This window comes from Pseudoalteromonas luteoviolacea NCIMB 1942, assembly GCF_001625595.1.
In the GTDB taxonomy this organism is placed as follows: Bacteria; Pseudomonadota; Gammaproteobacteria; order Enterobacterales; family Alteromonadaceae; genus Pseudoalteromonas; species Pseudoalteromonas luteoviolacea_A.
Map to the genome: position 1 here is coordinate 25278 of NZ_AUXT01000046.1, position 12375 is coordinate 37652.

17 protein-coding genes are annotated in these 12375 nt (G+C 41.0%); 13 read left to right on the forward strand and 4 right to left on the reverse strand.

The annotated features are described in order from the left end of the window. The first annotated feature begins 19 nt into the window (after positions 1–19). The 8 genes from N482_RS03710 (at position 20) to N482_RS03740 (ending at position 6746) form a co-directional block, all read left to right on the forward strand. A complete protein-coding gene (locus N482_RS03710) occupies positions 20–310 on the forward strand; it encodes a hypothetical protein (RefSeq protein WP_063375800.1) in 291 nt (96 codons plus the stop codon). A gap of 108 nt (positions 311–418) precedes the next feature. After that, complete coding sequence (locus N482_RS03715; protein ID WP_196765297.1) at positions 419–811, forward strand: RNA 2'-phosphotransferase; 393 nt, start codon at positions 419–421, stop codon at positions 809–811. Then, entirely contained in the window at positions 804–950 is a 147-nt protein-coding gene (locus tag N482_RS26020; RefSeq protein ID WP_196765298.1) for a hypothetical protein, read from the forward strand. Before N482_RS03715 ends, N482_RS26020 begins: the two co-directional genes overlap by 8 nt. 14 nt (positions 951–964) lie before the next feature. Continuing rightward, positions 965–1600: a Vat family streptogramin A O-acetyltransferase gene (locus N482_RS03720; RefSeq protein ID WP_063375801.1), complete on the forward strand. Its 636-nt coding sequence runs from the start codon at positions 965–967 to the stop codon at positions 1598–1600. Then, the gene (locus N482_RS03725) at positions 1597–2019 is read left to right on the forward strand and encodes a hypothetical protein (RefSeq protein ID WP_063375802.1); all 423 of its coding nucleotides are present in this window, start codon (positions 1597–1599) and stop codon (positions 2017–2019) included. Before N482_RS03720 ends, N482_RS03725 begins: the two co-directional genes overlap by 4 nt. A 10-nt stretch (positions 2020–2029) precedes the next feature. Further along, a complete protein-coding gene (locus N482_RS03730) occupies positions 2030–2479 on the forward strand; it encodes a GNAT family N-acetyltransferase (protein WP_063375803.1) in 450 nt (149 codons plus the stop codon). 285 nt (positions 2480–2764) lie between these two features. Then, positions 2765–6037: a VPS10 domain-containing protein gene (locus tag N482_RS03735; RefSeq protein WP_063375804.1), complete on the forward strand. Its 3273-nt coding sequence runs from the start codon at positions 2765–2767 to the stop codon at positions 6035–6037. A 187-nt stretch (positions 6038–6224) separates the two neighbouring features. Then, positions 6225–6746 carry a PepSY-associated TM helix domain-containing protein gene (locus N482_RS03740; RefSeq protein ID WP_063375847.1) on the forward strand — a complete coding sequence of 174 codons (522 nt, stop codon included), beginning with the start codon at positions 6225–6227 and terminating at the stop codon, positions 6744–6746. Positions 6747–6991: 245 nt separating this feature from the next. On the opposite strand, the gene N482_RS03745 is transcribed toward N482_RS03740, so the two are convergent. The 3 genes from N482_RS03745 to N482_RS03755 form a co-directional block, all read right to left on the reverse strand. Continuing rightward, positions 6992–7627, reverse strand: a complete 636-nt coding sequence (locus N482_RS03745) for a DUF6058 family natural product biosynthesis protein (protein WP_063375805.1) — start codon at positions 7625–7627, stop codon at positions 6992–6994. 67 nt (positions 7628–7694) lie between these two features. Further along, positions 7695–7994 carry an antibiotic biosynthesis monooxygenase family protein gene (locus N482_RS03750; RefSeq protein WP_063375806.1) on the reverse strand — a complete coding sequence of 100 codons (300 nt, stop codon included), beginning with the start codon at positions 7992–7994 and terminating at the stop codon, positions 7695–7697. Then, a complete protein-coding gene (locus tag N482_RS03755; RefSeq protein WP_063375807.1) occupies positions 7994–8329 on the reverse strand; it encodes an NIPSNAP family protein in 336 nt (111 codons plus the stop codon). Before N482_RS03755 ends, N482_RS03750 begins: the two co-directional genes overlap by 1 nt. A gap of 85 nt (positions 8330–8414) precedes the next feature. Between N482_RS03755 and N482_RS03760 the strand changes: the two genes are divergently transcribed. Further along, a complete protein-coding gene (locus tag N482_RS03760; RefSeq protein ID WP_063375808.1) occupies positions 8415–9092 on the forward strand; it encodes an ArsR/SmtB family transcription factor in 678 nt (225 codons plus the stop codon). Between the two features lie 62 nt (positions 9093–9154). Further along, positions 9155–9769: a hypothetical protein gene (locus N482_RS03765; RefSeq protein WP_063375809.1), complete on the forward strand. Its 615-nt coding sequence runs from the start codon at positions 9155–9157 to the stop codon at positions 9767–9769. A gap of 16 nt (positions 9770–9785) precedes the next feature. On the opposite strand, the gene N482_RS03770 is transcribed toward N482_RS03765, so the two are convergent. Then, a complete protein-coding gene (locus tag N482_RS03770; RefSeq protein ID WP_196765299.1) occupies positions 9786–10595 on the reverse strand; it encodes an AraC family transcriptional regulator in 810 nt (269 codons plus the stop codon). Positions 10596–11060: 465 nt separating this feature from the next. Between N482_RS03770 and N482_RS03775 the strand changes: the two genes are divergently transcribed. The 3 genes from N482_RS03775 (at position 11061) to N482_RS24700 (ending at position 12334) form a co-directional block, all read left to right on the forward strand. Continuing rightward, the gene (locus N482_RS03775) at positions 11061–11705 is read left to right on the forward strand and encodes a hypothetical protein (protein ID WP_063375811.1); all 645 of its coding nucleotides are present in this window, start codon (positions 11061–11063) and stop codon (positions 11703–11705) included. 127 nt (positions 11706–11832) lie between these two features. Beyond that, entirely contained in the window at positions 11833–12003 is a 171-nt protein-coding gene (locus N482_RS24695; protein ID WP_155730467.1) for a hypothetical protein, read from the forward strand. A gap of 157 nt (positions 12004–12160) precedes the next feature. Continuing rightward, positions 12161–12334, forward strand: coding sequence for a hypothetical protein (locus N482_RS24700; RefSeq protein ID WP_155730468.1), 174 nt, complete (start codon positions 12161–12163; stop codon positions 12332–12334). Positions 12335–12375 lie beyond the last annotated feature (41 nt).

Sequence of the window (12375 nt, forward strand, 5' to 3'; positions counted from 1 at the left end):
TAACAAAGAAGGAGGCAATATGCCCGTAAGAGTACAAATTACTTGTAGTTTGGAGCCTAGTAACTACCCACCCCTTAAAGCTTTTTTAGCGCAAAACCTACCTAACGTAAGAGGTTTTGAAGGGTGCGAAAGAGTCAATATACTGTTTGATGAAACTCAGTCTAAGATGCTTATTGATGAAGATTGGCAAAGTATTAAAGCGCACCAAAACTATATGGAGTTTATCAATAATAATGGCGTGCTTGAAAAGCTGACTGCACATTTTAGTGAGCCACCTAAAATCAGTTACTTTTATAACGGTAATCTCTAGTGTTTTTGGCGCATATTGGCTGACTATATGCGCCAAAAACAAATCGTCGAAGTAGATGAGATACTTTCTTCTTAACATACTGATTAATATGGGCTACATTATGGGTCCATGGAAAATAAAAAAATATCGAAATACTTGAGCCTTATTCTTAGGCATCAACCAGAATTAATAAACCTCGAATTAGACAGCCACGGTTGGGCTGACATTAATACGCTCATTCTGAATACAAAGAAATACACGCTTACACCAGAGTTAATAAATGATCTTGTTAAGGACAATGATAAACGACGTTTTGCAATTAGTGACGATGGTAAAAAGATTAGAGCCAACCAAGGGCATTCAATACAAATTGATTTAGGTTTAACTGCGATACAGCCACCCAAAGTTTTGTATCATGGGACAGCCAGTCGGTTTTTACAGTCAATACACTCAAAAGGCTTACTCAAAGGAGAACGCCACCATGTTCATTTAACAGAGTCAGCAGCTACTGCTTGTGGGTAGTCGCTATGGCAGCGCCGTAATTCTGACCATAGATTCTGAGCTGATGCATCAACAAGGCGCACAATTTTATAAAACGAAAAATGATGTTTGGTTGGTAGAGTATGTACCAGCTGACAAAATTGTGAACAATGATACTTGAATTAAGGTGATGCTTTGAAAGGACCAAATCCTAATAATAAGACGCCACTTGAGGGCTTTCCACAAGTAGGTTTTCTAAAAAACTTTATCACTTCAAATAATATTTTGGTTGGCGATTATACCTATTACGATGACCCGCAAGGGCCAGAGAACTTTGAGAGCAATGTGCTTTATCATTTCGATTTTATCGGAGATAAATTAATAATTGGCAAATTTTGCGCTATTGCCACCGGTGTTAAATTTATAATGAATGGCGCCAACCATAAAATGTCTGGGTTCTCCACCTATCCCTTTTATATTTTTGGTAATGGCTGGGAAAAGGCAATGCCAGAAGAAGGTGAGTTACCGTTTAAAGGAGACTTGGAAATAGGTCACGACGTGTGGATAGGTTATGAATCAACAATCATGGCAGGTGTTAAAATTGGCAGTGGTGCGATAGTGGCCAGTAAATCGGTTGTGACCCAAGATGTACCGCCATACAGTATTGTGGGTGGTAACCCCGCGAAAGTGATTCGAATGCGATTTGAGCAGCCCGTTATCGATGAGCTATTAAATATTGCTTGGTGGAATTGGACTGAAGACAAAATAACGGAAAATTTAGATGCAATAGTTGGCTGCGACTTAATCAAGTTAAGAGAGGCCAGCTTATGAGTTCGCCACATGCCACACGAAAAACGTCAAAAAGCTATAAAGTGATTTCGGTTTGTTTATGGATTTCGTTGCTGTTTTCGTTGATAACGTTTGTCCTGTATGTTTCTGACTCAAGCAACTTTGACCATGTTTTTAGTTTTGTAAAATCGGGCTATATGTTCTTTTTTGTGGCGCTATATAGCTACATCACTTGGCAGTGGGTAAAGACGCCTAACGCTATTGTTAAGCCGCTGTTTTGGATAAGCCTATTAGAAATAGTGACATTGCAGTGGGAGCAGTGGAACATTGGCTTGAATCCATTTTCAGTAATTGGTGTTGCGTTCGCCTTTGAGCAAGTTTTAGTTTCGGTGAATATTATTGCTATCGCACTGCTAGGGTTTACATGGCGCTATAAACAAAAATTGGCTATTGCAGAGTAAAGGGGTATCTATGGAACAGTTAAGCACCATTAGCTTGCAACCAGTGACAAAGCAAAACTATGAGGCCATTTGCGACCTTGATGTTAGTAAAATACAGCAGGATTTTGTGGCGTGTAATATGTGGTCGCTGGTTGAGTCGCATTACAACGACCATTATCAGACTCGCGGAATTTACGCCAATGAAGAGCCTGTTGGATTTTTTATGTGGGTACCAGAGTCTAAAAATATGGTTTCAATTTGGCGATTTATGGTGGATGAAAAGTTTCAAAATAGAGGGATAGGGCGTAAAGCACTAAAACTTGCCATTGATGAAATTAAGCACAGCTATTCCATCGAATTCATCGAGATATGCTACGACCCTAAGAACGTGACCGCAAAGTCGTTTTACGCAAGCTTTGGTTTTGTTGAATATGGCTTTGATGAGGAAGAAGGAGAAGTTCTGGCTAAACTCGTGCTGTAGCGAATAAGAAAATTTAATACAAACCTTAAAATATGGGAATGACGGCGGCAGCTCAATGTTAGCCGTTGTTCCTTTAATTATGCACACCTGTCTCAGCTTTTTATTAGATAATTGAATTGTATATGTATTTTTGTTTGCTATGGGCGAATTAAGTATTACATAATTTGTTACACTATAACGTTTAACCCTATTTTTTGTAGTGTGGGCGATTATTTACACACACGTATCATATGTTAGGTTAGTGTTTCCCGTTGGGATGCAAATAAAAAAATATTTGGTGTGAAAATGAAAACTCTCCTCAAAACAGCCATCGCAGTATCAATTGCTTTGGTTACTTCTCAAGCACTGGCTAGTGGATCAGAAGAAGAAAAATCAATCTTTAGTAGTCAAACTTTTGAAGCGATGAAGCTTCGTAATATCGGGCCTGCCTACATGTCAGGGCGTATCGCTGATATTGAAGTCGATCAAAAGAACCCATCGACTTGGTATACTGCTGTAGGCTCCGGTGGTGTCTGGAAAACAGTCAATGCTGGCACAACTTGGACACCTATTTTTGATAAACAAGCCGTTTATTCAACGGGTGATGTCACGATCGATCCGAGTAACTCAAATATTATTTGGGTTGGCACCGGTGAAAACAATGGTGGCCGCCATATCAGTTTTGGTGATGGCGTCTATAAGTCAGTGGATGGTGGTAAGACATGGAAAAATATGGGATTAAAAGAGTCAGAGCGTATTTCTGATATTGTTGTACACCCAACTGATTCTAATACTGTATGGGTCTCGGCACAAGGCCCGCTTTGGAGCAGTGGTGGTGAACGTGGTTTGTATAAAACGACCGATGGCGGCCAAACTTGGAAACAAGTGCTTAAACCTCAAGATGAGTGGACGGGTGTAACCTCGTTGCTGATTGACCCGCGAAACCCCAAAAAACTGTATGCAGCAACTTGGTCTCGTCAACGAACCGTCGCGACGTATGTTGGAACGGGCCCAGGAGCAGGAATTCATACCTCGGATGATGGTGGTGAGACTTGGACTGAACTCAAAACAGGACTACCAAAAGGCAATATGGGTAAAATTGGTATGGCAATCTCACCAATCAACCCAGATATTATTTATGCAACGATTGAGACCGATAACCGCAAAGGTGGTTTCTATCGTTCAGAAAACCGCGGTGCGAGTTGGACAAGAATGTCTGATGAAGTTGGCGGCGGTACGGGCCCTCACTACTACCAAGAAATTTTTGCAGATCTTCATCAGCTAGACCGTGTTTATATTGCCAGTAATTACAGTAAAGTGTCTGATGACGGCGGTAAGACTTGGACACCTATCAACACAAAACGAAAGCACGTAGATGACCATGCATTTGCGTTCCATCCAACAGACCCTGATTTTGTACTGATTGGCTCAGATGGTGGGATCTATATGTCTCACGATCGTATGGCAAATTGGCGTTTTATGGCGAACTTGCCGTTGACGCAATTTTATAAAGTTGCGCCTGATGACGCTAAACCGTTTTATACGGTTTATGCCGGTGCGCAAGATAACTCGACACAAGGTGGGCCTTCTCGTACTCGCCGTGCAGAGGGGATCAAAAATAAAGATTGGTTCTTAACATTAGGGGGAGATGGACACCAACCAGCTGTTGAGCCAGGTAACCCCAATATTATGTATTCGCAGTGGCAACAAGGTAATTTGACCCGTCATGACCTGAAAACCAGAGAAGGTGTATATATCAAGCCACAGCCTCGTCCAGGAGAGCCAGCAGAGCGATTTAATTGGGATGCGCCAATCAATGTCTCTACACATGATCCAAAAAGACTTTATTTCGCTTCACAGCGAGTATGGCGCTCTGATGATAGAGGTGATAGTTGGACTCCAATTTCTGATGATTTAACCAAAAATGAAAATCGTATGCATATGCCTGTCATGGGCAGAACTTGGTCTGTGGAAGCCGGTTGGGACATTTATGCAATGTCTGAGTACCATACTATTGCGAATTTCACCGAAAGCCCCATAGACGACAAAGTTTTGTGGGCAGGGACCGACGATGGCCTTATCCAAGTAACGAAAGATGGCGGCAAAAACTGGAATAAGATTGACTTAAATACCATTGAAGGTATTCCTGCAATGGCTTACGTTAACGATATTCGCGCAGATTTGTTTGACCCGAATACGGTATATGTCGCACTAGATAACCATAAATATGGTGACTTCAAACCTTACTTAATCAAATCTACTGATTTAGGTAAAACTTGGCAGTCTCTTGCTGATGATCTGCCAGAAAAGCATTTAGTGTGGCGAATTGTACAGGATCATGTGAACAAGGACTTGATGTTTATTGGTACTGAATTTGGTATTTTCTTTACAGTTGACGGCGGTAAGAAGTGGGTTGAACTAAATGGCGGTATTCCTACAATTTCTACGCGTGATGTAAAGATTCAACGTAGAGAAAATGACTTAGTTGCGGGCACTTTTGGACGCGGTATCTACATTCTTGATGACTATGCACCACTAAGACAATTGACAGAAAAGTCGATGGAGCAAGAAGCCATGCTGTTTGCGCCTAGCCGTCCTGTGAAATGGTTCAGCTTAGATGGTAACCATACCGATACCGATGGAGATGATCGCTTTGCAGCTAAGAATCCAGAGCATGGCGCAACGTTAACTTATTTCTTAAAAGACAGCTTATTGACTGCTAAAGGCCAGCGCCAAAAAGCTGAAAAAGAGATGGTTAAAAATGAAAGCTACCCGCTATATCCTGCATGGGGCAAAGTCGAAAAAGAAAACCAAGAGCCGAAGCCAACAGTGTATCTTGAAATAACGGATGACAAAGGTGAATTTGTAAATCGTGTTTCAGGTAAAGCTAGTAAAGGACTTCATCGTATAACTTGGGATATGACATACGCTACTGGAAAAGCGGTGACGGGTGTTGAAGAGTCAGGCTGGAACCCATTTGGTGACGGACTAATGGCGATTCCGGGCACCTACTCAGCGACGCTTTATAAACGTGTTGGAAGTAGAGTGTCACAACTAGCTGAGCCTGTAGAATTTGAATTGAAGCCTATTACTGGTAATTCGCTGCAAACTGCATCGGCTAAGAAAGTACTTGAGTTCGGTAAGAAAATCGCGAATGCACAAAGACGTGCAAGTGCTGTAAATGCGGTAATTGTTGAACTTAACAAGTCAATGAAAACACTTCGAACGGCAATTGATCGTACACCGGGTGACATTGCGGCATTAGAGGCAAATTACGCAGAGATCCAAGCTGAGATCAACGCAATAAACTTTGAACTCAATGGACTTAAGTCACGTGACCGTATGGGCACGAAACCTGCCAACATCTCTAGTAGACTGTTTTACGCAATGACAGCAGCTTGGTCGACATATGGTCCGACGCAGCAGCATCAAGACCAGTTTGACTATGCGAGCAAGCGTCTTGAAAGCGTAAGTGAGCGAGTGAAGTCTCTGCAACAAAACGAAGTTCCTCAGCTTCAAAAGTCAGTCATTGATGCTGGTGGACCTTGGTCTGTTGGCGCACCATTAATGACTAATTAAACTGAGCGTTAGGCGGTGCTTGGTTTTCAAGCACCGCTTTATTTCAGACTAGTCTAATCTTTAATATGTCACTTATAAAAGGAAGTGGGTGAACCTGAGTCAATGAGTGACATCTTTGCTTTGAGTTGATTAGTTACAAAGGCGTAGCTTTTGTGACTATCCAGTGGCAAATTTAGTAGTAGGTATAATGAGTTTTAAAAGAACGAATAGAAACATTCATAAGTGGGCAAGTATCGTTATCGCGTTGCCGTTACTGGTAATTCTGGTTACTGGAATTTTGCTGCTGGTCAAAAAAGAATTCGATTTTATCCAGCCTCCCTCAGCCAAAGGGCAAACCTCACAGCCAATCATTACGTTTGAGCAAATTTTAGCCGTGGCTCAGTCAGTTGAATCTGCCAAAATATCGAGTTGGGACGACATCAAAAGGTTGGATGTAAGACCTGCAAAAGGGATCACTAAAATTCGCAGTCATAATAGTATCGAAATTCAAATCGATAGCCATACAGGACAAGTACTTCAAGTTGCCAAGCGCAACTATGAATTCATCGAAAGCCTGCATGACGGCACTTTTTTTGAGAAAAACGCAAATCTTTGGTTGATGTTACCAGTCTCTTTTATTCTACTTTTTATGATAGTGACGGGGTTTGTTATGTTTGTTCAACCTTTTAGAACCAAGAAAAAGAATCGACTCAGGTTGAGGCGTAAATAGAGCTTGGGTTTGCCTCAGCCTTGGTTGATGCGTGTCACCGATTGCTTTATGTATTTATTTCTTGTGATAAGTTCGCACATAGGGCTAACGTGATGCTAGCCCTCAATTAGGTGCTTTATTGCGAAATAGAAGTAGGTACATGATACAGCATTACTTTTTAGGTATCGTAAAAGTATTGCTAAAGGTCTCCTGAGCTTGCTAAGAAGGTCTCTTTGACAGTTATAAATATTTGCTGTGTGTTTGTTTCAAGGCAGTGGTTGAATTCGGGAATCAATTACTTCAGCCAATTGGTGAAATTGCGACTGACCTCTTTCATGAGGGGCGAATTTAGGGCTGCAAGAAGCCAGTATATTCATCGCTGAGATTAATTGTTTTTCTTCTTTATCGTTTAGTTTTTGCTGTGCAAGCAACTTATTTATATAGTCTATTGTGATTTCTTTTTTGGTAATATCTTCTGGCATGCCAGTACGGGTGCAGAGCCCATAGGTGCCTTCCAAAAAGTGTTGCCACTGTATTTCTATAAACTTTGCTTGCTCTTTCGTGCCGTTTTTATAATTTGACGATATGCCTTTATTAGATAACGCCTGCATGGTTTGTTGCATGCGAGTGTTAAAGCAATGAAAGGCGTCTTCGTGTTTTTTGTTGAGCTTCACCTTATTTAACCACTGCTTATATGTTTTAGGATAAAAATGAATATTGGCGTTTTGTTCGTGGTTGCCAAAGAAAGAGCGACATCCGATATGGGCATTTAAAATGTAACTAGGTTTAGGCATAACGCCTAGCGCTTGTAGCTCGGTAAATCTCTGTTTGGTTACGTCACAATATTTAGTTAATTGCGCTTCAGAGTAAAAATGGGCGTATAGGTAATCAAGTAGTTCCATAGTAAAGACCTTGTGAGCTGCAAACGGCAGTTGGGCACCGTTGCAGCCTGTTTTGTAGAAAAGGGAATTACAGGGTGTAATCCCTGAATACGTCAGCAACGCGCAATCGGTAATCTTTGAACAATTCGGTTTTACCGATATGCTGCGCTTTTTGATGCATTATTTCATTGCGCCAGCGCATTACGGACTCCTTGTCTTGCCAAAATGATAGGGAAAGGTATTGCTCAGGGTTATTCACGCTTTGGTAGCGCTCAATGGCTATAAATCCGCGTTGTTGGACTAAAATATCTTTAAGTTCAGCTGCAATATCAAAGTATCTTGGCGCGGCATTCGGCCTGAGGGTGACTTCAAATATAACCGCTATCATTATACGTCTCCTGAATCGAACTTTAGCGTGTCAGGTACGCCTTTTAAAAAGTAGCGTTTTTCATGCAGTATAATTTGCGTTTGTTGTGCAAATTGGAAGTTTTCGACGGCGTCTTTATCGCTTTTTAGCCTCTGTCTATAGCGTTCATAGTCGGCTAGGCTATCGAATGTAATTAATCCATATGCACGTTTATTATCACCTTCATGCGGTAAGAAATAACCAATAAGGTTACCACCACACTGTGGAATGATTTTCCCCCAGTTTTTAGCATACTGCTCAAACTCTGTGTGTTTAAATGGGTTAATCTCGTATTCAATAAAACATGTAATAGACATAGGGATTGCCTCCTTTATTATTTTGAGGCAGTCTACCAAGCCAAAAATAGCATGCTTCGATGGCCATCGAACTATTGGTAAATATATGGAACCAAATATCTCAGTCGTGGCAGGGTTAATTGCAGATCCTACCCGAGCTAAAATCTTGACCGCCTTAATGGGGGGTAAAGCGTTGACCGCCACCGAGCTCGCAATAGAAGCGGATGTGACGCCGCAAACGGCAAGCAGTCACTTATCAAAGCTGGTGGAAGGTGATTTATTGCAACTTAGAAAGCAAGGCAGGCACCGGTACTTTCAATTAAAAGGGTTAGCTGTTGCTGAATTACTGGAGCAACTTTTGGTGATGACCACAAGTGCGCAGTCTAAAGTACAAACTGGCCCCAATGATACACGGCTGCAATACGCTCGTGTATGTTATGACCACTTGGCAGGAGAGTTGGGCGTCACGCTTTATGATGCGTTAGTTGCACAAGGTATGCTAATAGATGCGGGTGAGCAAACGCAGCTCACAGAAAAGGGAAAACTATATTTCAGAGAACTGGGTGTGGATGTAGCACGACTCCAATCCAAAAAGCGTCCTGTTTGTAAATCTTGTTTGGATTGGAGTGAGCGTCGCAACCATTTAGCAGGCAGCCTTGGGCAGTGGGTCTTAGATTATATTTTTGAAAAAGGTTGGGCTCAAAGAGATTTAGATGCGCGTTCGGTGAGCTTTTCAAAAGCGGGCCTAAAGGCGTTTAAGCGTGTGTTTTTAGTTGAACTTTAAAGCACTTAGGGTTTTGATGTCATACATACGTCTTACATAATTGACGATTTAATGGAGATTATATGAATTACACCCCAATTGATAAGCAATCCGACTTAGATAGTCTAGATGCAGATATTTGCTGGGACGATTCTACCTTAGTAGAGTCTTATGTTAGCCAACAATGGCCTAGCTATTTTCCTAATGCAATTGCTTCAAATGGTGGGCTAGGGTTTCATTATCACTGCCTTTATGAAGTGTACAGTGCAGAAAAGTCTCATCTTGAAATCGTATTTATAAACGTCGAAGATCTTAACCATAGAGAATTGGTTGATATGACGCTGTCTGGCCGAGTTTTGTACAACTCGGAGGTGGTTCTAGTCAACGCCTCGGGAGCGTGTTTCTTGAAATGTGCAAAGATAATATACCGTTTTATAGATCTTGAGCATCATGAGCAGTTTGGCTATTTTATAGAATCAGGCGTCGTGGGTACAAATGAACTTGCGTCAGATGAGGAGCTAAACTTCTATGTTTCTGACTCCAACACGCATTTGCTGTTGAGCACAATAGATCGAGAGGTTGAGGTGTTGATGAGTGATGGGAGTGGGCACTCACAACAGATAAAACTTAATGAAACGCAAATAGAAGAGCTAGCTAAGTTTACCACTCAAGCACGACTTCGCAATATTATCAAATAGTAATAATCATTTAGGTCTAACTCACTTGCTGCGTTATACGCCATTTGCTTGGCGTAGTCCCCAATTGCTTTTTAAATTCGTTATAAAATGAACTCTTGTTGTTAAACCCACTATCTAACGCGATTTGAGTAACACTTGCTTTGCCTGTTGTATGCTTTAGCAGCTGGCAAGCGTGCTTAACGCGATGTTCATTGAGTAAGTTATAAAAACTCGTGTGCATATGTTCATTGAGCAGCTCGGACGCTTGATGCTGTGTTAAGCTAAGTCTGGTGGCCAGTTGTCCAAGTGTAAGCTGGTTGTCTAAGAATAGTTGTTCTTTTTGTAGTAAATGGTGGAGTGTTGCTATGCAATCTTGTGCCACTGAATCGCTGAGCTGAATGGCACGTTGTTTGGCTTGTAAATCCTTCGAATTATGACCTTGAGTATCTAATTCTTCAGTGTCGATGTGTTTTAGATGGGGCTGAAGGCTTTGATTTGATACCTGTTTAATACGATATGCAGCATAAAAAGAAAATGTCATTAAGTACAAGCAAATACTGATATTAAGGAGTGACCATAACGGATAAGTCCAACTCGATTGGCTCAAAAATGAAATAGCAACGGAGCCGTTCAGGGCTATCAAATAAGTGATTGTAAGTATAAGTAATTTACTGCACTTAAGGGAGTTTTCAGTGGTTCTGGTAGCAGGCCGCCAAATACAAGTTACATAGCTAAACATTAGGCCAAAGTAGATGATGTACATCAATTCAGTTTGCGTATGAAAATCCATGACTTTTACAGTTAGAAAGAATACAAACGGTGTGCAATGGAGGATAACGTCTTTCATCCTAGGAGATGTTTGACTGCAATAGAACAAGTAAATGAATGCGCAGAATAATAAAATGCAGCAATTTGCTATTTGCGATATTAGCGGCGCGTTTATGTAAAACTTTAATTGCACATAGCTAATAAGTGGTATGAGCATCAGAGTTAGGTTAGCAAGGCTGAGGTAGTGGGCGCTTTCACTGAAGCTTCGTTCATATTTAAACATGAGACCTGCACAAAATAGGGTCAGCACACAGCAAACTAAATAAAACTCCCTTTGTAATTCAATCCACATAAATAAAGTTACTCTTAGCTAGTTTTATTCGAATTAACTAATCACGATGTCGATTTAGCTAAATGGACACTTACTAATTAGTTGATTGATATCGATATTAATTCAAAAAATCCTCTTTTATCAAGGTGGAATATTTTTACCCAAGTTGTTAGGAGACTGGAAACACGATAACAACAAGGACCAGGAGTCATTATGAAATCTATTCAAGCAGCAATTTTATTAACCAGTGTGAGTTTTGCCAGTGTGAATAGTGCCGCACAGCCGTTAACTGAAAGCGAAGTAAAAATACTAAAACAAAATGTCGTGACGTATATGAGCGCTTGGAATGTTTTGGATGAGAACGAAAGAGTAACTGTGTTAGAAAAGGCAACTAACCCAGGTTTTGTATATCAAGATCCAAGCTCAGCGGGTTACGTGATCAATAACGCCCAACTGGTGAGTAACTGGATAGGTGGTTTTCAAGGACAAATTCGTGATTACGGACTCTGGCCTCATGATGCCACTTTGGTGTCAAATATCGAAGTACACGGTAGCGTTGATTCGGCAAATATCAGATTCGATTGGCATATTACAGCACTTGGCGGTGCGGTGTCGGTTGCACAAGGCGTAGACTATGGCACTGCCTCCAATTTAAAGCTCAATAGCATTACTGGATTTTTTGGTGCACTTACACCTAAGTGCCAATCTCCAAAGTGGCAAGTTGGTGAAACATATGTGAGCGATAGCTTGGTGACTTTTAAAGATGCAATTTATCAAGCTAAATGGTGGACTCAAGCTACACCAGAGGAAGATACCGAAGTTTGGGTTAAGCTGCACGATTGCACAAACTCAATCTAATCTAACTTCTAGTTAGCAACAAGGGCAGCACAATTAGCTGCCTTTTTTGTTTTTTCAGAATTGTTCGAAAGTTTATTTTTGAACGCTGCCATATAGCTTTAGCAATAACAAAATAAAGGAATATTGAATGGCTACTCAACACTATATTGTCGATCGTTCATTACATTGGCTTGCCGCATGTTTAATCTTGTTTATATTGATGAAGATGAGCGCCCAAATTCATACCATTAATTATCAAATAAAGGGTCAAGTTTTGCACCGTCAGGATGCAATTCAAACACATGCTTTGATGCGCTAGGTGTATTTGTCTTAACTTTTGCACGATTTGTTAGGGAAAAATGTTTTATTGCAAAGCTCTCTAGGCAACCTCTAAGCGGCAAACGTCACAAGTTTTTTGTGTAATCCGTGCATGCATGCTTTTACCTCTTACAGGCCTGGTCATTACAGGATTAGGTATGGTTGTTAACGCTGAGGTAGCGATACAATTATTCGGTGTTCAGTTATCTGATATTGTTAACAATGATGGGCGGTTCTACTCGAAGTTGCTGGATGTATATTTGCAGCTGATATTCATACTTTGGTGTTTGATTGCCTTTCATTTTGCAGGCGTGTTCTACGCGCGTCGTTAAGGCGTTTAAAGCACATAAACAAATAAGGTGTGATAATTTCC